This is a genomic window from Rouxiella silvae (genome assembly GCF_002093625.1).
In the GTDB taxonomy this organism is placed as follows: domain Bacteria; phylum Pseudomonadota; class Gammaproteobacteria; order Enterobacterales; family Enterobacteriaceae; genus Rouxiella; species Rouxiella silvae.
In genome coordinates, this window is sequence record NZ_MRWD01000026.1 from 1 (window position 1) to 25,046 (window position 25,046).

The 25,046-nt window shown below is 51.0% G+C and carries 20 protein-coding genes; 17 read left to right on the plus strand and 3 right to left on the minus strand.

Annotated elements, in window-relative coordinates; genetic code table 11:
• The first annotated feature begins 212 nt into the window (after window positions 1-212).
• From BS639_RS12050 to BS639_RS12060, 3 genes are all read left to right on the plus strand, one after another.
• On the plus strand, window positions 213-497 hold the full coding sequence (locus BS639_RS12050) for a YjcB family protein (RefSeq protein WP_055782614.1): 285 nt from the start codon (window positions 213-215) through the stop codon (window positions 495-497).
• 254 nt (window positions 498-751) lie between these two features.
• Window positions 752-3,064, plus strand: a complete 2,313-nt coding sequence (gene bglX / locus BS639_RS12055) for a beta-glucosidase BglX (protein ID WP_084983187.1) — start codon at window positions 752-754, stop codon at window positions 3,062-3,064.
• 219 nt (window positions 3,065-3,283) lie between these two features.
• On the plus strand, window positions 3,284-5,317 hold the full coding sequence (locus BS639_RS12060) for an oxidoreductase (RefSeq protein ID WP_084983188.1): 2,034 nt from the start codon (window positions 3,284-3,286) through the stop codon (window positions 5,315-5,317).
• Window positions 5,318-5,339: 22 nt separating this feature from the next.
• Here BS639_RS12060 and rlmG read toward each other — a convergent pair whose 3' ends face one another.
• On the minus strand, window positions 5,340-6,479 hold the full coding sequence (gene rlmG / locus BS639_RS12065; RefSeq protein WP_055782604.1) for a 23S rRNA (guanine(1835)-N(2))-methyltransferase RlmG: 1,140 nt from the start codon (window positions 6,477-6,479) through the stop codon (window positions 5,340-5,342).
• A gap of 171 nt (window positions 6,480-6,650) precedes the next feature.
• Between rlmG and BS639_RS12070 the strand changes: the two genes are divergently transcribed.
• The 7 genes from BS639_RS12070 to BS639_RS12100 all read left to right on the plus strand — a co-directional run bounded on the left by BS639_RS12070 (window position 6,651) and on the right by BS639_RS12100 (window position 12,788).
• Window positions 6,651-7,157: a M48 metallopeptidase family protein gene (locus tag BS639_RS12070; RefSeq protein WP_055782601.1), complete on the plus strand. Its 507-nt coding sequence runs from the start codon at window positions 6,651-6,653 to the stop codon at window positions 7,155-7,157.
• Window positions 7,158-7,227: 70 nt separating this feature from the next.
• Window positions 7,228-8,241 carry a Gfo/Idh/MocA family protein gene (locus BS639_RS12075; RefSeq protein WP_084983189.1) on the plus strand — a complete coding sequence of 338 codons (1,014 nt, stop codon included), beginning with the start codon at window positions 7,228-7,230 and terminating at the stop codon, window positions 8,239-8,241.
• Between the two features lie 9 nt (window positions 8,242-8,250).
• Complete coding sequence (locus BS639_RS12080) at window positions 8,251-8,997, plus strand: glutamine amidotransferase (RefSeq protein ID WP_055782594.1); 747 nt, start codon at window positions 8,251-8,253, stop codon at window positions 8,995-8,997.
• A 374-nt stretch (window positions 8,998-9,371) separates the two neighbouring features.
• Window positions 9,372-10,331: a TerC family protein gene (locus BS639_RS12085; RefSeq protein ID WP_084983190.1), complete on the plus strand. Its 960-nt coding sequence runs from the start codon at window positions 9,372-9,374 to the stop codon at window positions 10,329-10,331.
• A gap of 361 nt (window positions 10,332-10,692) precedes the next feature.
• Entirely contained in the window at window positions 10,693-11,157 is a 465-nt protein-coding gene (locus BS639_RS12090) for a hypothetical protein (RefSeq protein ID WP_084983191.1), read from the plus strand.
• Between the two features lie 96 nt (window positions 11,158-11,253).
• Window positions 11,254-11,730, plus strand: coding sequence for a hypothetical protein (locus tag BS639_RS12095; RefSeq protein WP_084983192.1), 477 nt, complete (start codon window positions 11,254-11,256; stop codon window positions 11,728-11,730).
• Between the two features lie 140 nt (window positions 11,731-11,870).
• Window positions 11,871-12,788 carry a nucleoside hydrolase gene (locus tag BS639_RS12100; RefSeq protein WP_055782578.1) on the plus strand — a complete coding sequence of 306 codons (918 nt, stop codon included), beginning with the start codon at window positions 11,871-11,873 and terminating at the stop codon, window positions 12,786-12,788.
• A gap of 63 nt (window positions 12,789-12,851) precedes the next feature.
• Here the strand turns inward: BS639_RS12100 and mgtA are convergent, their stop codons facing one another.
• A complete protein-coding gene (gene mgtA, locus BS639_RS12105; RefSeq protein WP_084983193.1) occupies window positions 12,852-15,563 on the minus strand; it encodes a magnesium-translocating P-type ATPase in 2,712 nt (903 codons plus the stop codon).
• 466 nt (window positions 15,564-16,029) lie between these two features.
• Between mgtA and treR the strand changes: the two genes are divergently transcribed.
• The 3 genes from treR to treC all read left to right on the plus strand — a co-directional run bounded on the left by treR (window position 16,030) and on the right by treC (window position 20,244).
• A complete protein-coding gene (treR, locus tag BS639_RS12110) occupies window positions 16,030-16,989 on the plus strand; it encodes a trehalose operon repressor TreR (RefSeq protein ID WP_055782569.1) in 960 nt (319 codons plus the stop codon).
• A 138-nt stretch (window positions 16,990-17,127) separates the two neighbouring features.
• Window positions 17,128-18,543: a PTS trehalose transporter subunit IIBC gene (gene treB / locus BS639_RS12115; protein WP_055782952.1), complete on the plus strand. Its 1,416-nt coding sequence runs from the start codon at window positions 17,128-17,130 to the stop codon at window positions 18,541-18,543.
• A gap of 51 nt (window positions 18,544-18,594) precedes the next feature.
• Entirely contained in the window at window positions 18,595-20,244 is a 1,650-nt protein-coding gene (treC, locus tag BS639_RS12120) for an alpha,alpha-phosphotrehalase (RefSeq protein WP_084983194.1), read from the plus strand.
• Here the strand turns inward: treC and BS639_RS12125 are convergent.
• Window positions 20,217-20,762, minus strand: coding sequence for an NAD(P)H-dependent oxidoreductase (locus tag BS639_RS12125; protein ID WP_055782563.1), 546 nt, complete (start codon window positions 20,760-20,762; stop codon window positions 20,217-20,219). The genes treC and BS639_RS12125 overlap by 28 nt on opposite strands.
• 306 nt (window positions 20,763-21,068) lie before the next feature.
• Here BS639_RS12125 and nrdD point away from each other — a divergent pair, with 306 nt between their 5' ends.
• The 4 genes from nrdD (at window position 21,069) to phnG (ending at window position 25,045) form a co-directional block, all read left to right on the plus strand.
• Window positions 21,069-23,195 (plus strand): anaerobic ribonucleoside-triphosphate reductase, encoded by a 2,127-nt coding sequence (gene nrdD, locus BS639_RS12130; RefSeq protein WP_084983212.1) that lies wholly within the window; start codon window positions 21,069-21,071, stop codon window positions 23,193-23,195.
• A 4-nt stretch (window positions 23,196-23,199) separates the two neighbouring features.
• Window positions 23,200-23,664: an anaerobic ribonucleoside-triphosphate reductase-activating protein gene (gene nrdG, locus BS639_RS12135; protein WP_084983195.1), complete on the plus strand. Its 465-nt coding sequence runs from the start codon at window positions 23,200-23,202 to the stop codon at window positions 23,662-23,664.
• 212 nt (window positions 23,665-23,876) lie between these two features.
• On the plus strand, window positions 23,877-24,602 hold the full coding sequence (gene phnF, locus BS639_RS12140) for a phosphonate metabolism transcriptional regulator PhnF (RefSeq protein WP_084983196.1): 726 nt from the start codon (window positions 23,877-23,879) through the stop codon (window positions 24,600-24,602).
• A complete protein-coding gene (gene phnG, locus BS639_RS12145; protein WP_055782554.1) occupies window positions 24,602-25,045 on the plus strand; it encodes a phosphonate C-P lyase system protein PhnG in 444 nt (147 codons plus the stop codon). The genes phnF and phnG overlap by 1 nt, the downstream gene beginning before the upstream one ends.
• The last annotated feature ends 1 nt before the right edge of the window (window position 25,046 follow it).

The following is a 25,046-nucleotide window of genomic DNA, read 5'->3' on the forward strand; positions in this document are numbered from 1 at the left end:
TTTTATTACTTTTATGCGAATTAGGCAGATTTATATTCCAGATTGTTTTTTGCACAACCTCCGAATCCGATGGTAGAATGTGATCTGCATCACACTTGGTAGTATTTAACGCCTTACACTTTAATACTTTTAATTTTTTAAAATCAGTTAATTACCTAACTCAGGCAACGTTTTAAGCGTAAAAAACTAACTGCATCAAAGGAAAATATTCGATGAGTACCCTAACGACTGGATTCATGATGATGCGCTGGGAATTGCTGAGCGCACTGATGATGTTTCTCGCCAGCCAAATGAACGTGGTATGCCGTCAAACCAGTAAAAATACCCTCGCCTTTATGTGCAGTGGTTTAGGCCTGTCCATGACCTGCTGGTTTGTGATGGGATTAATGGGCATGACATTCAGCGTTGAGGCTATTACACAATTCTGGATGACGTCCAAAGATGTATTCATCGATATTATGAGCAAAACGCCAACCAACTGGCCAATGCCGTCATAACAGGTCTGTTGCCCGAAATCTGCCTTTAAGCGAGTGCCTGCCAGTACTCGCTGTCACTCCCCTCCTCATTGCTTCAGGGCAAATGGCTGCCTGCATCCGTAAAAATTAAATAATGAGTTGTTTAACAGAGTTATTAATTGCTAAATCGCGAATTCCCGTATTAGATTCACCCTTACTTCACCTAAAATTAATAATCTTTCCATCACCCTTTGAGCCATTGGCCGGGTAGAAGAAGTTGGGATAAAGGATCTTGAATGAAACCGCATTACTTGATTAGCGCCGTTGTTTTACTGTTTAGCTCACCGCTTTATGCTCAAAACGTACCGCCAGCTTCTACAAATTCGGATATACCTCAGTCACAGACTCAGGCGCGCGAGCTCTTCATCTCGAACCTGATGAAAAAAATGACCTTGGACGATAAAATCGGCCAGCTCAACCTCGTCAGCGTGGGCCCCGAGAATCCCAGGGAACAAATTATGGCCGATATTCGTGCGGATAAGGTTGGCGGCGTTTTTAACACCGTCACCAAGCATGATATTCGTCAGATGCAAGATCAGGTGCAATACAGCCGACTGAAAATCCCTCCTTTTTATGCCTATGACGTCGTGCACGGTCAACGTACCGTTTTCCCTATCAGTCTGGGGTTAGCCGCCAGCTGGGACATGAGCGCCGTAGCGCTGAGCGCGCGCATTTCTGCCGAAGAAACTGCGGCAGATGGCCTGAACATGACCTTTTCACCGATGGTCGATATTACCCGAGACCCGCGCTGGGGCCGTGTTTCTGAAGGCTTCGGGGAAGATACCTATCTCACCTCGCGCCTGGCCTATGAAACGGTCAAAGCCTATCAGGGCAATGATCCTTCAGCCCCGAACAATGTCATGGCTAACGTTAAACATTTTGCGCTGTATGGCGCGGTGGAAGGCGGACGCGAATACAACACCGTGGATATGAGCCTGTCGCGGATGTTTAACGACTATATGCCCCCCTATAAAGCTGCCTTGGACGCTGGAGCCGGTGGCGTAATGGTTGCACTCAACTCGGTCAATGGCGTACCCGCCACCTCAAATTCCTGGCTGTTAAAAGACATTTTACGTGACCAGTGGAAATTTCACGGGCTAACGGTCAGTGACCACGGCGCAATCGGCGGATTAGTTAAACACGGCGTAGCGGAGAACGATCGTCAGGCGGCCGCAATGGCGCTGAAAGCCGGTGTCGATATGGACATGGCCGACAACATGTATGGTAAATATCTTAAAGGCTTACTTAAAGATGGGCTGATATCACAAAAGGACATCGACAGCGCAGTACATGACGTATTAACGGCCAAGTGGGACATGGGCCTGTTTGTCAGTCCGTATCGCCATCTAGGCCCCGTCTCATCGGACCCTGTCGATACTAACGCCGAAAGTCGCTTACACCGCAAAGAGGCGCGAGAAGTTGCTCGTACCACCTTAGTGCTGCTTAAAAATGAAAACCAAATACTGCCGTTGCAGAAAAAAGGCACCATCGCGCTGATTGGGCCGCTAGCGGACAGCCAGCGCGATATGATGGGCAGTTGGTCGGCCGCAGGGGTGGCCAAGCAGTCAATTACGGTGCTTAAAGGTATGCAGGATGCTTTGGGCGATAAAGCTACCCTGCTTTATGCCCGCGGTGCCAACATTACCAATGATAAAACCATTTATGATTTCCTGAACTCCTATGACAAGGCGGTAACCAACGATCCGCGAACGCCGCAGCAGATGATTGATGAAGCGGTTAAAACGGCCGAAAAAGCCGACACCGTCGTCGCGGTGGTCGGTGAGTCACAGGGTATGTCTAGCGAAGCCTCGAGCAGAACGGATATCAACATCCCTGAAGCTCAACGTGAGCTGCTCAAAGCGTTGAAGGCCACTGGAAAACCGCTGGTACTGGTGCTGATGAACGGCCGCCCGTTGACGTTAAGCTGGGAAAACGACATCTCCAACGCCATGCTGGAAACCTGGTTTAGTGGCACCGAGGGAGGCCATGCAATCGCCGACGTACTGTTTGGCGACTACAATCCGTCAGGAAAACTGCCGATGACCTTCCCGCGCGACGTGGGTCAAATTCCTATTTATAACAGCATGTTGAATACCGGCAGGCCGTTCAATCCTCAAAAGCCTGATAAATATACCTCGCGCTATTTTGATACGCCGAATGGCCCACTGTTCCCCTTCGGCTATGGCCTGAGTTACACCCAGTTCAGCGTCTCGGATATTACTCTGTCAGCCACCACGCTTGCGGCGAAAGGTGACATCAAGGCCAGCGTGATGGTTAAAAATACCGGCAAAGTTGCGGGCGCAACCGTGGTGCAGCTGTACATGCAAGATGTGACCGCCTCTATCAGTCGTCCGGTGAAAGAGTTACGTGGATTTGAAAAAGTTTATCTGCGGCCCGGTGAAGAAAAACGAGTGACCTTTAGCCTAGAAGAAAAAGATCTGCGTTACTTCGACAACCAGCTGAAATGGGCTTCACAACCCGGTAAATTCAACGTATTCGTTGGATTAGATTCTCAAAACGTTAAGCAAAGCAGTTTCCAATTGCAATAAACGTTATCGCTATGCCAAACATCGCCTCTCGGGCAGTCATTCTCCCGAGAGGCGATCGCTCACGCCTCTTTCCCGCATTATTTATGACCCCTATCACAATCACAGCAGCCTTTATTTGAAAGCCCCACGGCAAGCGGTAGATTTAATCTCATCTCATCCGACCACTTAAGGCATTACCCCCATTTATGGGTGTGGCGGAATTTATTGATGGAGCCCGTTATGAAAAATCAATCCGCCCCCTACCCTCATCTGCTTGCGCCACTGAGTCTCGGCTTTACGCAGTTGAAAAACCGCGTCCTTATGGGCTCAATGCACACCGGTTTAGAGGAAAAAGAAGACGGTCCACAGCGCATGGCGGCCTTCTATGCGGAAAGAGCTGCCGCTGGCGTTGCGCTGATTGTGACCGGAGGCATTGCACCCAATGCTCAGGGGGTGGTGTATCAGGGGGGAGCGATATTCAATCACGCCTCGCAAATTCCTCATCACCAAATCGTGACTGACGCTGTGCACGCCGCAGGAGGAAAAATTGCGCTGCAAATTCTTCATGCCGGGCGCTACAGCTATCAGCCAAACCCCGTTGCTCCCTCAGCGCTGCAGGCGCCAATTAACCGTTTTTCACCGCAGGCGCTAAGTGATGAACAAATTGAACAAACTCTTGAGGATTTTGCGCAATGTGCAGAGTTGGCGCAGCTGGCGGGCTATGACGGCGTGGAGATCATGGGCTCAGAGGGATATTTGATTAATCAGTTTCTGACCGCACGTACCAACCAGCGTGAAGACCAATGGGGAGGTAACGCAGAGAATCGTAGGAAATTTGCGATTGAAACCGTGCGCCGCGTGCGCGCCCGCTGTGGGGCCGAATTTATCATTATTTATCGACTGTCGATGCTAGACCTGGTGGAACAGGGTTCTGACTGGCATGAAATCGAGCAGTTGGCGGTAGAAATTGAACGCGCCGGTGCGACGCTGATTAATACCGGGATCGGCTGGCATGAAGCCCGCATTCCAACCATCGCCACCCGCGTACCTCGCGCCGGGTTTAGCTGGGTCACGCAACGTCTCATGGGAAAAGTGACTATTCCACTGATCACCACGAACCGAATTAACGATCCGCAGGTTGCTGAAGACATACTCGCACGCGGAGACGCCGACATGGTTTCTATGGCACGGCCGTTTCTCGCTGACCCGCAGTTTGTGCAAAAAGCCGCGGAAAACCGCGCCGACGAAATTAACACCTGCATTGGTTGTAATCAGGCCTGCCTTGACCAGATTTTCATTGGCGAGTTGACCTCGTGCCTGGTCAATCCGCGCGCCTGTCGTGAAACACACATGCCGATTGTCGCCACCGAGCGGCCTAAACGGCTTGCCGTGGTGGGCGCAGGTCCAGCGGGGCTGGCGTTTGCCACTGCCGCCGCCCAACGCGGGCATCGTGTGACCCTGTTTGATGCCAAGCGGGAAATTGGTGGGCAGTTTAATATCGCCAAGCAAATCCCGGGTAAAGAGGAGTTTTATCAGACTCTGCGCTACTTCTCACGTCAGCTCAGCCTGCTTAATGTACAGCTTGAACTGGGCGAAAAGGTGGAGGCGGATGCGCTGACGGAGTTTGACGAGGTCATTCTCGCCTGCGGTATTTTACCGCGCCTGCCGGAAATAAACGGCATCGACCACCCCAGCGTACTCACTTATCTTGACGTGCTGCGTGATAAAAAACCGGTCGGACAGCGGGTGGCTATTATCGGCGCGGGCGGAATTGGTTTTGATACCGCAGAATATCTCAGCCACGTTGAACCCTCGTCAAGCCTGAATATTCAGGCCTTTCAGCAGGAATGGGGTATCGATCCCAGCCTAAAAACGCGCGGAGGTTTAGCCGCAGAAGGCCCTCATCCCACGCCCTCGGCACGCGACATCACGCTTTTGCAACGTAAGAGCAGCAAAGTTGGGGCGGGATTAGGTAAAACGACTGGCTGGATCCACCGAGCAAGCCTGTTGGCACGCGGCGTTCATATGCAAAATGGCGTGACCTATGAGCGCATCGACGGCGAGGGGCTGCACATTATTCGTGAGGGAGAAACTTACTGCCTGCCGGTAGATAACGTGATTATTTGTGCGGGACAGGAGTCACAGAGGAGCCTGTCGGAGCCACTGCGTCAACGAGGGAAAATTGTTCATCTGATAGGCGGCGCAGATGTCGCCGTTGAACTGGATGCCCGTCGCGCCATCGATCAGGGCACCCGTTTAGGTCTAACTATTTAATAATATCTTTTTAATCAAAATGTTAGTAACCCGCGTTGGTTTTCACCGAGCGCAGGATAACAAATTTCTGATTGGTGGCAATGGTGGTGCAGTTGCCGAACAGGCGGCGCAGTTTCTGGTAATAGTCCAGGTGACGGTTGCCGACTATACGCAATTCTCCCCCCGGCTGTAGGCAGCGCTTGGCGTCGCAGAACATACGCCATGCGGTGTCATCGCTGACCACGGTCCCCTGATGGAACGGCGGATTGCACAGTACGGCGTGCAGCGTTTCACGTTCAACGCCGGCCAACATGTTGTTCACTTCAAACTCACAGCGGGCAAGATCCTGCGGCAGGTTATTTTCGACGTTGGTGCGACTTGATTCAACGGCCATGTAGGACTCATCAACAAACAGCATGTCAGCCTCTGGATTAAGCGCCAGTGCAGTGATGCCGATGACGCCATTGCCGCAGCCAAGATCAACCATCCGGCCTTCAATGCCCTCAGGCAAGTGCTGCATAAAGAAACGTGCGCCAATGTCCAGTCCGGTGCGAGAAAATACGTTGGCGTGGTTGGTGATACGCATTTCGCTGTCGTCTAGCGCCCATTCGGCGGTGACCGGTTCGGCAGGCTGCATATCGCTTTCAGCCTGACAGTGGATCAGACGGGCTTTTTTCCAGGCCAGGCTGGTACGCGTGGTGCCGAGGATCTTTTCAAACAATTGCAGTGTAGAGGTGTGAATGTCTCGCGCCTTGGCACCGGCGATAATTTGCGTATCGGGGGTCACGACTTCACGCAGTGCACGCAGCTGTTGCTCAAGCAGTGCCAGCGTTTTGGGCACTTTGATAACCACCAAACCCGGCGCCTGCGGTAGAGGTGCCAGGCTGCTCTGGTGGGTTACCCGCGAATCATCCAGTCCGTTGAGGCGCAGATTATGCTGGGTCGCCAGTTGGCTCATAAACGAGTCGCCGATGCTGACCGGTGAAAACGCATGCAGCGCGCAGGTCAAGGTACCGAAACTGTCGTTAAAAATAAGCACAGGACGGCCATTGAGTGTGTCGGTGGTCAAAGTTTGCAGCAAATACTCATCCGCCGCTTCCCATGCCTGCAACGTGGTGGATTCTTCCTGCAGCGGATAACGTTCCAGCTCAAGATGCAGTGTATCCAGTTCAAAATGGCTCATTGGCCCTCCTCAAATTTCAATTTGCGCTGTTTATCCCTTAAATTGCGCTATCAGTAAAATGTTTTTTCAGTTAAAAAGGGATTATCTGTCACCCCCTGCTGCCCACAGGCCTGTTATGGGCGGATTGCGTGCAGGTTTTCCCCTAATTAAAGAGAGCCAAAGCAAATAGTTATGCCAGAATTGACCTATCTGCAAGGGTATCCGGAACATCTTCAGGCCCAGGTTCGCCAGTTGATCGACCAAAATCGTCTTGGCAGCGTTTTGCTGAGTCGCTATCCAGAACCTCACGAGCTGACTACCGACAAATCGCTCTATCAGTATACGCTCGACCTTAAAAACCAATATTTACGCAGCTCGTCTCCGCTAAGCAAAGTGGCCTACGACAATAAAATTCACGTTATGCGCCACGCGTTAGGTCTGCATACTGCAATTTCTCGTATTCAGGGCGGCAAACTAAAAGCCAAGGCCGAAATACGCGTTGCGACCGTGTTTAAAAGTGCACCGGAGGCTTTTCTGCGTATGATTGTGGTTCACGAGCTGGCACATATTAAAGAAAAAGAACATAACAAAGCGTTCTACAGCCTGTGCTGTCATATGACGCCGGATTATCATCAGCTGGAATTTGATACGCGTATGTACCTGACTCACCTCGATCTGTTTGGAAAACTGTATCGTTAGTAATCTGTGTTCACTCACATCTTACTCATGTTTTTCTCAGATATTTTTCATGCCAATAAGGGAGTAAACCATGATTCGCTTTGCCGTAGTGGGCACTAACTGGATAACCAAAAGCTTTATCGACGCCGCCCACGAAAGTGGCAAACTCAAGCTGACGGCGGTTTACTCACGCACGCTGGAAAATGCCAAAGCACTTGGTCACGACTACCCGGTAGAACACTATTTTGACTCGCTGGAAGCGCTGGCTGCTTCTAACGAAATTGACGCCGTTTATATTGCCAGCCCCAACTCCCTGCACTGCGAACAAACTCTGCTGTTTCTCAACCATAAGAAACACGTAATTTGCGAAAAACCGCTGTCCTCGACCCTTGCAGAGGCAGAGCGCGCTATTCGCTGTGCCAACGAGAATCAGGTGGTGCTGTTTGAGGCCTTCAAAACGGCCTATTTGCCTAACTTCCTGCATATGAAAAGTACGCTCGGTAGAATGGGCCCACTGCGCAAAGCCGTTTTCAACTACTGCCAGTACTCGTCGCGCTATCAACGCTATCTGGCGGGAGAGAACCCAAATACCTTTAATCCGGCGTTTTCCAACGGCTCCATTATGGATATCGGTTATTACTGCCTCGCCAGCAGCGTGGCCCTTTTTGGCGAGCCGGACTCGGTGATTGCCAGCGCGACGCTGCTTGAGAGCGGCGTGGATGCTCAAGGAACCGTGCTGATGGGCTATAAAAATACGGCCTACGGTAATTTTGAGGTGGTGATCAACCACTCGAAAGTGAGTGATTCGCTGCTGCCAAGTGAAATTCAGGGCGAAGATGGCACACTGCAAATCGATAAGCTGTCTGAATGCCAAACGCTGCGCTATACGCCGCGCGGAGGGCAAACGCTGGACCTGACGCAGCCTCAGCACATCAACACCATGCTCTATGAGGCAGAAACTTTTGCCACCTTGGTAGACAGCAAGTTTTATGGCCATCCGGGATTAGAAGTGTCGCGTATCACGGCCAAACTGCTGACCGAAATTCGTCGTCAGACGGGCGTAGTCTTCCCTGCGGATATCAATCCGGTTGTTGAAAATAGTTAAGGAATTAGCATGAGTCAACGCGTCCAAAAACCCCTGCTTATTTTGCAAACCGGCCAGGCGCCTGAACCTATTCGTGCGCTGCACGGCAATTTCCCGCAGATGTTTATTCGTCAGGGAAATATCGACAGTCAGCAGGCAGTCATCATCGACCTACAGGCCGGTGAGCGACCTCTTCCACCGAGCCACTATGCCGGAGCCGTCATTACCGGTTCACGCAGCATGGTGACTGAGCACCTCGAGTGGAGCGAGTACGCCGCTGACTGGATACGACAGGCCATGCTAAGCAATTTACCCATGTTTGGTGCCTGCTATGGTCATCAACTGATGTCGTATGCGCTAGGCGGAAAAGTCGATTTTCATCCACAGGGGATCGAAGTCGGCACGGAAGAAATTGAGCTGCTGCCGGCGGCCGACAATGACCCGCTGGTTTCATCCCTTCCAGCTCGGTTCAGCGCCAACTTGATCCATCTGCAAACCGTGCTGCAACCACCAGCCTGTGCCACGGTCTTGGCAAAATCAGCGCACGATCCGCATCAGATCCTGCGCTACGGCCCCAATGCCATTAGCACCCAGTTTCACCCAGAGTTCAGCGCAGCCGTGATGAGAACTTATCTGCCCTGGCTTGACCAGCAAGCCTCCGATGACAGCGTTGATTACTATGGGAAACTCGAAAACGTAAGCGAAACGCCGCGCAGTCAGGGCCTGCTACTCGCTTTCATAGCGTCAGTGGAAAAGCAGCGCGCACTGGCAGGTTAGCCACCTAAATGTTTCGCGGCGCTTGACGAATGAAACATTTTGAATTACTTTCCCCTCTGCAAAGGGGAGTAACTTCCTAGTCGGCTAATCGTCAATACGGTGATTCACTTCACCCGGTTACCGAGCAACCCTAATTATATATTCCTGTTATAGATACTGTAGCAAGGCGGTAAGTGAACGCATTCCAATGAGCCTACGAGTGTAGGTGATTCGGGTAAGTGAACGCAGCGAACGCCGCTACAGTGTCAAGAACGCAGAATATTTTGGGTTGTGAGTGAGACCTTGCCAGAAGGCGAGGTTTGCTCACAGCTCAACAAAGAGCGGCTAACGTCTTCTGACGTTAGCCGTTTTTTTGCTTTTTAGAGGGTTGTAACATGATGAATTCCGTAGGAAATCCGCTGCTTTGGGGTTCTTTCGCAGTGGTGGTGGTGATCATGCTGGCGATAGACATGCTGCTGCAAGGGCGCAAAGGCGAGCAGAGCATGACGATGAAAAGCGCAGCACTGTGGTCACTGCTCTGGGTAGGCCTATCACTGCTGTTTAACTATGGTTTCTGGTGGTATCTCAACGGCGAATTTGGCCGCGAAGTTGCCGATAAGCAGGCGCTGGCATTTCTAACCGGCTATCTGATTGAGAAAGCCCTGGCGGTCGATAACGTCTTTGTCTGGTTAATGTTGTTCAGCTATTTCAGCGTACCTGCCAGCCTGCAACGCCGAGTGTTGGTCTACGGCGTGCTGGGTGCAATTGTGCTGCGTACCGGCATGATTTTCGCCGGCAGCTGGCTGGTCTCTGAGTTCAGCTGGATCCTTTACGTATTTGGCGCGTTCTTGCTGTTTACCGGTATTAAAATGGCACTGGCCAAAGAAGATGATGGCGCGATTGGCGACAAACCTATTATCCGCTGGCTGCGCGGGCGTTTACGCATGACCGATGAGCTGTCGGGCGAGAAGTTTTTCGTGCGCCGCAACGGTCTGCTGTACGCAACCCCGCTGGTGTTAGTATTAATCATGGTTGAACTCAGCGACGTTATCTTTGCCGTTGACAGCATTCCAGCTATTTTTGCCGTCACCACCGATCCGTTTATTGTGCTGACCTCAAATCTGTTTGCGATCCTTGGCCTGCGCGCGATGTATTTCTTGTTGGCTAACGTTGCCGAGCGTTTCTCAATGCTCAAATATGGCCTTGCCGTGATTCTGGTATTTATTGGTGCAAAAATGCTGCTGCTGGACCTCATTCACATTCCAGTGGGGATCTCTCTGGGCGTTGTTGCCAGTATTTTGGCCTTAACCTTAATCATTAACGCCTGGGTTAACTACAGAAACGATAAATCTTAGATTGCCTAAAAATGTAATAACTGTTAACACAAAGGCATTATTTTGATGTTTTAAAAAACCTCACTATATATTCAATTAACTCAATCGATTAATAAAGCTTTGAAACATCCCTTTCTACCGGTAAAAGAAATCACCAATACGGGTAGAAAGGGAAACGAGTACGCTGAGTATTTCATCCTTCGACAGCACAAATACCTTAAACAATATAAACATCAAATGAGTTAACTCACTAAAAATCACACATGCAAATGATGAAGTATCCGAAATGCGTCATAGGCGATAGGATTAAAGCGTTTTTTGATAAAACAACATCCATTTTCAGCCTAATATCGATCACTATTTCAATAACTAGGTGAAGAAAATGCCGATGATGTCCGTTATGTTTATTAGACAACCTGCGACTTCTTTTATCATGACAGCTGTTCCAAAAGCAGGTGATAACCCTAAGGGGTTTAAAAAATTTATAAGTAAGGTAATGAATATTTTTAAAAAACCATCAAGCACTAAGAAAAATACCCACATTTCAAGTTTACCAGCCGAATTGGAGCACTTCACCACACATACGGGAGTCAGTAACCGCATCATTGATATATATAAATCCATCACACTCCCCCCAAGAATAACTGCCAGAGATGACCGTTATAATACTATTGAAATCTGCTATAAAAAGCCCGACATTTTACCCGAAATATCAGCAGAGGAAATTTTCAACAGCATATTTAAGCCATCGGAAAGACAGTCTGACCTTGCGAAGTGTATAATTAGAGCAAGAGAAGAAACGGCTAAAAAACACTTAGATCAGCGCCCTAAAGATCAAGAAGTTTAGAAAAAGTTGCATGCAAAAGAAATTTGAGCGTTTTTTGATAGTTTATAATTCTAAAAATATTAAGTTATGAAAAAACAATTTTATAGAGAATAATCGATGACTACACAAATCGCACAAATCAATTGTTCAATGGCTCGCATCAGCAAGTTGTCTAATAACGCAATTAATGAACCATTAAATAAAAATTATAACAAGGTGATTGACACTATTCTCGGAATAAAAAACGGCGGCCAAACTCTGACAAAATTACTGCCCATAAAAATAGAACATCAACCGGTACCCTTCGCGTTGGATCATCTGAAAGAATTTCAGAAAAAACTCATTAATCATAGAAATGTCAGCTATGAGCCGTTAGATGCATTAATTACCACGATGATTAATAACGAAAAGGAAAAATCCACCAGAGTTAACAACATTAAAAAAAACCTTTCTCAGGATGAGAGTCTGTCTGCAAAATCTAAAACGCTTACGCATTCATTCCAGCCCTTGGCATCTCTTCACGCTTTTGCGAAAAAAATACTCATTAAAATCAAAACCTGGTTTACGCAGTCTCCATTCCCCCAGCCACCATAAAAACAGAAAATAACCGCAATGAGTCAGACGCATAATGACATCAAGTATCACTAAAATCGGTTGCCGATGTGTCACAAGGCAGCTAGTTTTATAGCCTCTGTGGCGCGTAGGCGCGCCCATAAACTAGAGGCAGGTGTTCTGTGGCACATCATAAAATTATTCTCGATTGCGACCCAGGTATAGATGACGCAGTGGCCATTTTACTGGCGCTGGCCTCACCCGAAGAGATAGAACTGGTGGGCATAACCACGGTTGCAGGCAATGTGCCACTCGAGCGTACGGCCTACAATGCCAGACGAATTTGTACTCTCGCGGGTCGTGAAGACATTCCAGTATATGCCGGCTGCCCTCGCCCGATGCTTGAGACAGAAGGCCTGCATTCAACGGTACACGGCGACGACGGACTAGGCAGTGTCAAACTGCCCGAGCCGGGCTTTGCTCTACAGGCTCAACATGCCGTAGATTTTATCATCCATTCAGTTCACGCCGAGCCGGGTCAGATAACCCTTTGCCCTATTGGGCCGATGACGAATATTGCGCTGGCGATTATTAAAGACCCGTCTATCGTCCCAAAAATAAAGCAGATTGTTTTCATGGGCGGTGCGGCTTTTTGCCAGGGAAACGTCTCTCCGGTGGCCGAATTTAATATCTTCGTTGACCCTTTGGCGGCGCATGTGGTGCTGAGCGCGGGCATTCCTCAGATTATGCTAGGTCTTGATGTCACCTTGCAGGCTAAAATTGACGCCGCTTATCTTGATGAGCTGCAACAGGTTAATTCTCTGCTGAAAACCACCACGGCGATGATGCGCAGCTATGGCGCAGCTGACCCTTGTCTGCATGACCCCTGTGCAATTGCCTGGCTTATTGACCCAAGTTTATTCAAAGGGATACGGGGAAATATTAGCGTAAGTTATCAGGATGGCAGGCACCGCGGCCAAACGTTGGTGGCGGTGAAGTCGCGCCATTTAGAAAACGACGCGACCAATATTGAAGTGATTACCGAGGTGAATAATCCTCTACTGCTAAAGATGCTGAGCGAACGACTGAGCCGCCTGTAAGGCAAGCGACTCCCCGCGCACCGTGCAGCATCACGCATTAAGCGCGCAGGGAGTTTACAGCGATTACTGCCAACCGTAGCGGCGGAAAAAAATGCCTTTAACCGCCTGAGTTAACACCATATAGCCCGCCAAAATCGCCACCAGCCACGGGAAGTATCCCAGCGGTAATGCCTGAAGCTGAAGGAATCCGGCGGCGGGAGTAAAGATCAGGCCAATGCCCACCACGACCACCAGCAACGTCATCATACACAGCGGCCAAGACGCGCGACTCTGAATAAAGGGGACTTTCCGGGTGCGGATCATATGCACAATCAACGTTTGGGACAGCAGCCCTTCTATAAACCAGCCGGTCTGGAATAAGGTGTGCATTTCTGGCGTATTAGCCTTGAATACCCACCACATTAGCGCGAAGGTCAGCATATCAAACACCGAGCTTATCGGACCAAAGAACACCATAAAACGACCGATATCTCCCGCGTTCCAGCGCTGTGGCTTCGCCAACTGTTCTTCGTCAACGTTATCAAAGGGGATCGCGACCTGAGAGACATCATAAATCAGGTTCTGCACCAGCAGGTGCAGCGGCAGCATCGGCAGAAACGGCAGAAAGGCACTGGCTACCAATACGCTGAAAACGTTACCGAAGTTGGAGCTGGCGGTCATTTTGATATATTTGAGCATGTTGGCAAAGGTGCGACGGCCCTCGGTAACGCCCTGCTCCAGCACCATCAGGCTTTTTTCCAGCAGGATAATATCCGCCGCTTCTTTGGCGATATCTACCGCAGAATCTACGGAAATACCAATATCAGCCGCCCGCAGTGCCGGTGCATCATTGATGCCGTCGCCCATAAAACCAACGACGTGGCCCTGTTCACGCAGCACGCGGACAATGCGTTCTTTATGTAACGGCGCAAGTTTAGCGAATACGCGGGTTGTTTTAGCCACCTCTGCCAGTTCGGCATCGCTAAGTCGTTCTATTTCACTGCCGATGACAATTTTATCCACAGACAGACCGACGTCCAGACAGACTTTTCTCGCCACCAGTGGATTGTCACCGGTGAGGATTTTCACCGTTACGCCTTTATTTTGCAGCGCTTTTAAAGCCGGTGCGGTGCTCTCTTTTGGCGGATCGAGGAAAGCAATATATCCGGCGAGGATCAGGCTGGACTCATCGGCCACCGCATAGTCTCCTGCACGCGACGGCATAACTTTATGGGCAACGGCGACGACTCTCAATCCCTGCTGATTAAGATCATCGGTAATACGACGGATGCGCTTTAACAGTTGATCCGTCAGCGGTACGGTTTCATCATTGAGCTGCACAAGGGTACAAATCGACAGAATTTCTTCCAGCGCGCCCTTACAGATCAGCCGATGATGATCGGCGGCTTCTGACACCACCACCGACATACGACGTCGATCGAAATCAAACGGGATTTCATCGACTTTACTGTAATGATCAACACCCTGCTCCATCTTCACGGCTTCCGCACCTGCAAGCACCGCCACGTCGAGCAGATTTTTCAGTCCGGTCTGATAATGGCTGTTGAGCCAGGCAAGATGCAGCACGTTGTTGCACGGTGAACCCAGTACATCGGTATGACGCTCAAGAATGATTTTATCCTGCGTCAACGTCCCGGTTTTATCGGTGCACAGAATGTCCATCGCGCCAAAGTTTTGAATCGCATCCAGATGTTTAACAATTACTTTCTGACGTGAGAGCTTAACCGCGCCTTTTGCCAAAGTAGAAGTCACAATCATCGGCAGCATTTCAGGCGTGAGGCCTACGGCAACAGATAGTGAGAACAACGCCGCTTCCCACCAGTCACCCTTGGTATAGCCATTAATCAGCAACACCACCGGCGTCATCACCATCATAAACCGAATCAGTAACCAGCTCACTTTGCTGATCCCGCGCTGGAAGGCGTTCGGCTGCTCATCCTGTTTAATCACCCGTTCGGCGAGCTGGCCAAACCAGGTCTGTGCGCCCGTGGAAATCACCATCGCCATCGCGGTACCACTGATAACGTTGGTGCCCATAAAGCACAGCGTGTCCTGCTCCAGCGGGTCACAGTCAACCGGCAGACGGCTGTGGGCCAATTTTTCGACCGGCAATGACTCACCGGTCAGCGCCGCTTGGCTGATAAACAGGTCTTTTGCGGAAAGAATACGCAGGTCTGCTGGGATCATATCCCCCGCCGAGAGTTTGACCAGGTCACCCGGCACCAACTGATTGATAGGTAATTCTAGCGTTTCACTGCGCCCAGTGTGGCTATCGCAGCGCAAAACTGTGGCGGTATTACTGACCATGGCTTTCAAGGCGTCGGCAGCTCTGTTCGAGCGGGCTTCCTGCACGAAGCGCATAAGGGTAGAAATAACCACCATGCTGCCAATCACCAGCGTAGCTTTCATGTCTTCCGTGGCGTAGGACACCGCAGCCAGCAGGGTTAGAAGCAGGTTGAAAGGGTTACGATAGCAAATCCACAGATGCTGCCACCAGGGCGCAGGCTGCTGATCGTCGGTTTGATTGGCCCCGACACGTTCGCGTATTGCGTCGGCTTCAGCATGGGTTAGCCCTTCAAAATGGCTATCGAATTGGGTATATAATTGTTCAACATCGGCACGGGCACAGGCCTGTGAGTGCTGAACAATAGACGTTGGTACATCATGACCTGCGGTGGGTTGCGCATTTTCCAGCATAGGAGAACGGCGGATCAGGCGGCGTGGCAAATTACGGCTGAACATAGTGAACAGACGGTGGGTGAAAGCTTTGAACATAACTCGTACCTTTATTGCGCCCACGACCCGACATTCCCTTGGGTTTTAAAGCAATATCCGCAGTCATTAAAACGCAGACACCGCATCAAACCACGGGCTATTACGTCGTGGGGATGGCAAAGGATTAAAAGCATTGCGAGCAAGAGTGCAGGCAGATGCTTACCAAATTTTATCCGGTAAGTAGCTGCAAAAAGGCGGGTGCTTACCGGATCAAGACGAACTCACTGGGTTGGGGTCGGGATCCATAAAAATTTTCTCGGTAAGTTAAAAACATTTTCGCTGAGAGAAGGGACATGTGTAAAACTCTGACCCAGGTTGCATTCGTCTCAGGAATTCATGCCTAAAGAAGTAAAATCCGTTAGGGTATGACGGTGCGTCATTGTCGCGCATACTGCGCCACTTGAACTGATCTCGATCAATTCGGTGCGCGAAATATACTCCTCTTAACTTGAACCGTTGATAAACCATGCAAAATCGTCTGACTATTAAAGACATTGCCCGACTGAGCGGTGTGGGGAAATCTACCGTTTCCAGAGTGCTGAACAATGAAGGCCACGTCAGTCCACAAACGCGTGAACGCGTGCTGGCGGTTATCGAGCAACAGTCATTTCTGCCCTCAAAATCCGCCAGAGCGATGCGCGGTCAAAGCGACAAAGTGGTTGCCATTATCGTCTCCCGACTTGATTCGCCCTCTGAAAATCAGGCGGTACGCACTATGCTGCCGCTGCTGTATGAACAGGGCTACGATCCCATCGTGATGGAAAGCAAGTTCAGCGTGCAGCGCGTACAGGAGCATCTGCAAGTTTTACAACAGCGTGCGGCCGATGGCGTCATTCTGTTTGGCTTCACCGGCCTCGACGAGCAAATCCTAGAAGGCTGGCAGGAAAAAACCGTGATCGTGGCGCGTCAGTATCAGGGATTTTCCAGCGTGTGCTACGACGACAGCGGTGCCGTTAATCTGCTGTTGAATCAGCTTTATCAGCAAGGGCATCGCCACATCAGCTACATGGGAACCCACGAGGCCGACACGACGACGGGTGCGCTGCGTACTCAGGCTTATCAGGCATTTTGTGAGCATAAACAGCTTGAACCGGTGCTGATATTGGGCGAGCTCACCTATCACAGCGGATATGAGCTGGCAGAGGGAATTTTACGCCCCGACACCACGGCGGTAATTTGTGCCTCCGACAGCATCGCACTTGGGGTAGCCAAGTACCTGCAACAGCAGCATAAAAGCGACATTACCCTGTGCGGGATCGGTAATAACCTATTGATGCGCTTCCTGTTTCCTCAGGCACTGACGGTGGAATTAGGCTATGGGCGCGCAGGCACTGAAGCCGTACGCCTGCTGATGTCGCAGCTGCACTCCGCCCCGTCTGGACAACATATTATTGTGCCCTGCCAGCTGGCCGATCCCCTGCCTTAGACCGTCTGATTTATATCTGAATGTGCGTACAAAAAGATGATTTTGTGATCTTCCGCTAATTTCCGGGAACGTTCCCAGACAGAGTTAACTTCTCAGGATATGCTCATGTTTTTCTCACACTGCCGGAAAGGCCAAACCATGAGTAAAATGAGACTTCAGGATGTAGAACAACTGATTGAGTGGGTGGGCGGCAGCGAAAATATCGCCTCCGTCACTCACTGTATTACCCGTTTGCGTTTTGTGCTTAACGACACCTCGAAGGCCAAGCCCTCAGAGATTGAAACTCTGCGCATGGTCAAAGGGTGCTTCACCAATGCCGGTCAATTCCAGGTCGTTATCGGTCCTGAAGTGGATGACTATTATAAAGCTCTGCTTAAGCTCACCGGCAAAAACAGCGACAACAAAGAGCAAACCAAGGTGGCCGCTCGCCAGAATATGAATATATTCGAGCGCTGCATCTCTCATTTTGCCGAAATATTTTTCCCCCTGCTGCCAGCGTTAATCAGCGGCGGTCTGATCCTCGGATTCCGCAATCTGATCGGCGACATCCCGCTCAGCGGCGGTCAAACGCTGGCACAGATGCACCCGCTATGGCAGACGGTTTATGATTTCCTGTGGCTGCTCGGCGAAGCGATCTTTATGTTCCTGCCGGTCGCGGTGTGTTGGTCAACCGTTAAAAAGCTCGGCGGTACCGAGATTCTGGGCATTGTTTTGGGCATCACACTGGTGTCACCACAGCTGATGAATGCCTATCAGCTGGGTCAGCAAACGCCTGACGTGTGGCATTTCGGTTGGTTCACCGTGCAAAAAGTGGGTTACCAGGCGCAGGTCATTCCTTCCATGCTCGCCGGTATTGCACTGGCCTGGATTGAAAATGGCCTGAAGAAAATAATACCTAACTATCTGTATCTGGTGATTGTGCCGGTTACTTCGCTGATTATTGCCGTATTCCTGGCGCACACGCTGATAGGGCCGTTTGGCCGCATGATTGGCGACGGTGTTGCCTGGGCGGTTAAGTCGGTAATGACGGGCAGCATGGCGCCGATTGGTGCCGCACTGTTCGGCTTCCTCTATGCGCCTCTGGTGATTACTGGCGTGCATCAAACCACACTGGCTATTGATATGCAGATGGTGCAAAGCACTGGCGGAACACCGGTCTGGCCGCTTATCGCCATCTCCAACATTGCACAAGCCGCTGCGGTGCTGGGCATTGTGATCATTAGCCGCAAACACAACGAACGTGAAATCTCTGTCCCAGCCACTATTTCGGCCTTTTTAGGGGTAACCGAGCCAGCAATGTACGGGATTAACCTGAAATACCGCTTCCCGATGCTCTGCGCGATGATAGGTTCTGCCCTCGCCTCACTGGTCTGTGGCCTGTACGGCGTTACCGCTAACGGTATCGGCGTAGGTGGCTTACCCGGCATTCTGTCCATCAAATCTCAGTTTTGGTCGGTGTACCTGGTCTCGATGCTCATCGCCATCGTGGTTCCGCTGGTGCTGACCATCCTGGTTTATAAACGTAAACATCGCCGTGGTGAATTGGCCGTTTAACTTTTCTCGGCGGAAGTCCCCCTTCCGCCTAATTTGAGAGGGATTTTGTTAATGAGTACTTCTTTACCCTGGTGGCAAAACGGCGTTATCTATCAAATTTATCCCAAGAGTTTTCAAGACAGTACCGGCAGCGGTACGGGAGATTTGGTAGGCATTATTCGCCGTCTGGACTATTTGCAGCAGCTTGGCGTGGATGCCATTTGGCTCACGCCGGTTTATCTGTCGCCACAGGTTGATAACGGCTATGACGTGGCCGACTACTGCGCCATTGACCCGGCTTATGGCACCTTAGACGACTTTATCGCCTTGGTTGATGCTGCCCACCAGCGCAATATTCGCATCGTTATGGATATGGTGTTTAACCACACCTCTACCCAACACCGCTGGTTTACCGAGTCGCAAAATCCACAAAGTCCTTATCGTCAGTACTATGTATGGCGCGACGGGGAAGCCGATGTGCCGCCTAACAACTGGCACTCAAAGTTTGGCGGCAATGCCTGGCAATGGCACGCAGAGAGCGGGCAATATTATTTGCATCTTTTTGCCCATGAGCAGGCAGATTTGAACTGGGAACATCCTCCGGTTCGCCAAGAGCTCAAAGAGATTTGCGAGTTTTGGTCCAATATTGGCGTTGACGGTCTGCGCCTCGACGTCATTAATCTGGTGTCAAAACAGCAAGATTTCCCGAATGATGACCAGGGCGACGGGCGCCGTTTCTATACTGATGGTCCGCGCATTCATGAGTTTTTGCAGGAGATGAGTCGTGACGTCTTTAAGCCACTCGGCCTGATGACAGTAGGTGAAATGTCGTCAACGCGTTTGGAACACTGCCGCCGCTATGGCGCACTGGACGGCAGTGAGCTTTCAATGACCTTTAACTTCCACCATCTCAAAGTGGATTATCCTGGCGGTCAAAAATGGACGCTGGCCAAGCCTGATTATGTGGAACTCAAAAAAATCTTCAACCAGTGGCAGCAGGGAATGCACGGACATGCCTGGAATGCGCTGTTCTGGTGTAACCACGATCAGCCGCGGATCGTGTCTCGCTTTGGCGACGAGGGAATATATCGAGTTAAAGCCGCCAAAATGTTAGCCATGGTGCTGCACGGCATGCAGGGAACACCCTATATATATCAAGGGGAAGAGCTTGGGATGACCAATCCTGGCTTTAAAGACATCAAGCAGTATCGCGATGTTGAAAGCCTGAATATGTTTGCCGAGCGGTGGGCTTTGGGTCAGGACAGCAAACCACTGCTGGATATTCTGGCCTCAAAATCTCGCGATAACGGCCGCACGCCGATGCAGTGGGACGACACTGAAAATGCGGGCTTTACCCAAGGAGAGCCGTGGATTGAGCTGTGCGCTAATTATCCCATCATCAATGCGGCAGAGGCGCTCGAAGATATTGATTCGGTGTTCTATTTTTACCAGCGGCTCATTACGCTGCGTAAAAAGCAGCCGCTACTGACCCACGGTGACTATGTCGATCTGTTGCCTGAACATCAGGCGCTCTGGTGCTACCAGCGACGTTGGCAGAGTCAGCAACTCAGCGTGCTGGCAAATCTGAGTAACGAACCGCAGTTCTTTGATTTACCAGACGTTAAAGGGAGTCTGCTGTTGAGTAACTATCCAAACAAACCGCAGGATAACGTCCTGCGGCCGTTTGAGGCGGTTTACTGGCTGCACAATAGCGACGACTGATGGCTCACCAACCTGACCGCGGCATCAACGTGCTTTTCCAGCAGGCTATCGGTCAGGCTATTCGCGCCCTGCAGCAGCAGCGGCGCGGCATAGTGCATGCCGGTACGATTTGCCATTGCGTGGAAAGGCAGCAGCAGTGACTCCACAGGATATCGGTTATAACCTTCTGCCGTGTAGGCCTGCTCGTTACCACCGGTTGATACCACCAGTTGCAGGGTTTTACCTTGCAGCGCATTGCCTTCAGAACCGTAAGCATAACCATAAGTTAATACCGCATCCTGCCATTCGCTGAGGATAGCCGGGGAGCTGTACCAGTAGAATGGAAACATCATCACCAGTCGTTGATGAGCATCCAGCAGTTGATGCTCACGCGCCACATCAATCTTATAATCTGGATAAGCACGTGACAGCTCATGCAACGTGACGTCAGGCAGATCTTTCAGAGCATTGACCAGCGCTTTGTTGATAACCGCAGTGTCCGGGGTACGATGGGCGCTTAAAATCAGCGTTTTTGGCATAGTAAAATCCTCAAATCAGAATGTAAATCCCCCCCTACTGATGGAGTGGCGTTCAATATTGGGCATTGTTTCACAGCTCTCTCTCAGTCTGTAGAGTGTCACCGGTCAATTCAGTTTCAACCCAAAGTTAAAGCCACTTCATCGCACCTCGCGATAACAAAATTCCTTGTTTCAGATCAATTCGCACGGGATTAAGCTCAGGGAAAAATCAACATATGGTGTGTATAGTGATTTGATTATCCATATGTAGTAACCATACCCCTTAAAAGGAGTGACCTTGTGAATTCAGAAACCCCGCACCTGCTGGTGATTAAACGCGATGGCTGCCTGGTAGCATTTGATGAGAAACTGATCGAACAAGCCGTTCAGCGCGCCGCGCAGGCCGTGGGTATTGAAGATGTGGCGTATAGCATTCAGGTCGCGTGCAGGGTCGCCGAAAGTTTCAATGGCTGCCAGAGAGTGGATATTCACGACATTCAAAACGCAGTTGAAAATCAGCTGATGGCCGGTGCGCACAAACGCCTCGCACGGGCCTATATTGAATACCGCCACGACAGAGACGTAAAACGCGAGCAGCGTGGCCGTTTAAATCAGGAGATCCGCGGTCTGGTTGAGCAAAGCAACCTTGAGCTGCTTAATGAAAATGCCAATAAAGACAGCAAAGTCATTCCTACCCAGCGTGATCTGCTGGCCGGTATTGTGGCGAAACACTATGCCCGGCAACATATTTTGCCGCGTGACGTGGTGCTGGCCCATGAGCGCGGTGAAATTCACTATCATGACCTCGATTACTCGCCTTTTTTCCCCATGTTCAACTGTATGCTCATCGACCTAAAAGGCATGTTGAATCAAGGTTTTAAAATGGGTAATGCCGAAATAGACACGCCAAAGTCGATTTCGACCGCCACCGCAGTGACGGCTCAAATCATTGCTCAGGTTGCCAGCCATATTTACGGCGGCACCACGATAAACCGTATTGACGAAATTCTGGCCCCCTTTGTCACGCAAAGTTTTGAGAAACATAAGAAAACCGCACGAGAATGGAGCATCACCGACGTTGAGGCCTACGCCCACCGATTAACCGAAAAAGAGTGCTACGACGCCTTCCAGTCTTTGGAATATGAGGTTAACACGCTGCACACCGCCAATGGACAGACGCCTTTCGTCACCTTCGGCTTTGGTCTGGGCACCTGTTGGCAGTCGCGCCTGATTCAGCAGTCGATTCTGCGCAATCGCATCGCTGGGCTAGGTAAAAATCGAAAAACGGCGGTGTTTCCGAAACTGGTTTTTGCCATTCGCGATGGGCTCAATCATAAAGCAGGTGATGCCAATTATGACATCAAGCAGCTGGCGCTAGAGTGCGCCAGCAAGCGCATGTATCCTGACATTCTTAATTATGATCAAGTGGTCAAGGTTACCGGTTCGTTTAAAACCCCGATGGGCTGCCGCAGTTTTTTAGGCGTTTATGAAGAGCACGGTGAGCAAATTCACGACGGGCGCAACAACATCGGCGTGATTAGCCTTAATTTGCCGCGCGTGGCTCTGGAGGCCAAGGGAGACGAAAGCGTCTTTTGGACTCTGCTCGACCAGCGCCTGCTGTTGGCCAAAAAAGCCTTGATGACGAGAATTGCACGCCTCGAAGGGGTAAAAGCACGCGTGGCGCCCATTCTTTATATGGAAGGCGCATGCGGTGTTCGTTTGCAGGCCGATGATAATATTGCCGAAATTTTTAAAAATGGCCGCGCCTCAATCTCATTGGGCTATATCGGCGTGCATGAAACCATTAATGCGCTGTATGGCAATCGACAGCATCCGTTTGATGCCAGCGCCCTGCGCGACAAGGCCATTGCTATTGTTGCCTATCTCAAAGCGGCCACTGAAAGTTGGAAACAAGAAACCGGTTATGGGTTCAGCCTCTACAGCACGCCGAGCGAGAATCTTTGCGACCGTTTCTGTCGCCTCGATAAGGCAGAATTCGGCATCATCGCCGACGTCACCGACAAAGGCTATTACACCAACAGCTTCCATCTCGACGTTCAGAAAAAGGTTAATCCTTATCAAAAACTGGATTTTGAAGCACCTTACCCTCCGATTAGCAACGGCGGTTTCATCTGCTATGGGGAATACCCCAATCTGCAGCACAACCTGCGCGCGCTGGAAGACGTGTGGGATTATAGCTATTCGCGCGTGCCCTATTACGGCACCAATACGCCGATCGACGAATGCTATGACTGCGGTTTTACCGGCGAGTTTTCCTGCACCAGCAAGGGGTTTACCTGCCCGAAATGCGGCAATCACGATTCGGCCCGCGTATCAGTGACCCGGCGAGTTTGTGGCTACCTAGGCAGCCCCGATGCTCGACCATTTAATGCCGGCAAGCAGGAGGAAGTGAAACGGCGGGTGAAACATCTTGCCAGTGGACAATTAGGCTAATAGCATGAATTATCATCAATATTATCCGGTCGATGTGGTCAACGGCCCCGGTACTCGCTGCACGCTGTTTGTTTCCGGCTGCGTGCATCAGTGCCCCGGATGTTATAACAAAAGTACCTGGCGGCTGAATTCCGGCCTGCTTTTTACTCAGGAAATGGAAGACCTGATCGTCGCCAATCTGCAGGATACGCTTATCCCGCGTCAGGGGCTGTCGCTGTCGGGCGGCGATCCGCTTCATCCGCAAAATCTTCAGGCAATTAATCAGCTGTTGCGGCGCGTGGTCAGTGAGTGTCCGGGGAAAAACGTCTGGATGTGGACCGGCTATCGGCGAGAAGATCTCACCGGCGAACAGCAGGAAACATTGGCAAGGGTTAACGTGCTTATCGACGGGAAATATGTACAGAGCCTGCGCGACCCGTCATTAATCTGGCGCGGAAGCAGCAATCAAGTGGTCCATTACCTGCGTTAATTCTCCTCCTCTATTATTCATCTCCCTGCAACCCCCGCTTCACCGAACTGTCATTTTTGCGCTTCAAGATGGTGCCAACGTCGAACTGAGGTTGACATCATGCACGCTTTTACCCCAATCGCATCGTCTCTACATCAAGCGCAAAAGCGCGGCCGCCGAGCAGTTTATTACGCAGTCGCTGCACTCCTGCACGCCGCGAGGTATTCATTGTGATGGACTTATCTAGACATCCGACCAGTTATCCAACCCGCTATCAGCAAATCGCCGCCCAACTAGAGCATGAGTTGCGCAGCACTTATCGCTGCGGCGATTATCTTCCGCCAGAAAATCAGCTTGCCGAACGTTTTCAGGTTAATCGTCACACGCTCAGACGTGCGGTGGATGAGCTGGTTGAACGCGGCTGGCTCCAGCGCCGTCAGGGCGTTGGCACGTTGGTGCTGATGCGTCCTTACGACTATCCGCTGCATTCTCAGGCGCGCTTTAGTCAAAATCTGCTGGATCAGGGAAGCCATCCTACCAGTGAAAGGCTGCTGGGCGTGCTGCGCCCCGCCACCGACCACGTAGCAACCGCCGTTGGCCGCCAAGAAGGCGACACGGTTATTCACCTGCGTACCCTGCGTCGCGTCAACAATGTGCCGGTCTGCGTGATTGACCACTATTTGCCTGACCTCGACTGGTGGCCGGTGTTGCAACATTTTCAAAGTGGATCGCTGCACGACTTTATCCGCACTGAAATAAATCAGCAGTTAAGTCGCTGTACTACCCGTATCAACGCCCGTCGCGCATTGGCAAAAGAGAGCAAGCTGCTGGAAATCGTCCCGCAGGCGCCGCTGCTTTGTGTGCGTACCATAAATACCTGTGACAGCAACGATAGCGTGGCGGAATACTCCGTCAGTCTGACGCGTGCTGACATGATTGAACTGACCATGGAGCACTAATGGACGCCTTACAAAATCGTCAACGCTGGATGTCGGTACTGGCCCACAGCCAGCCGTCGGAGCTGCTTGAGCACTGGCAGCCGCTAAATCTCTCCCCCACTTTTCAACGCCTTCGCCCGGCAGAAACCGGACTCACTCAGCTTCAGGGCCGCATGGGCGGCACCGGAAAACGCTTTGTGATGGGCGACATGACCGTCACGCGTGCGGTGATTCAACTCGCTTCAGGCGTTTACGGCTACAGCTACGTCAGCGGCCGCGACAAAGACCACGCGGAGCTCTGCGCGGTAATCGATGCCCTGCTGCAAGTGTCCGGCATGGAAGAGTTAATACACAAACGCGTGATTGCCCCTCTGGCCGCCAGCCAGCAGGCTCGTCGCGAACAGCGCGCCCGCGAAATCGCCTCAAGCCGTGTCGATTTCTTCACCCTCGTTCGGGGAGAATAAT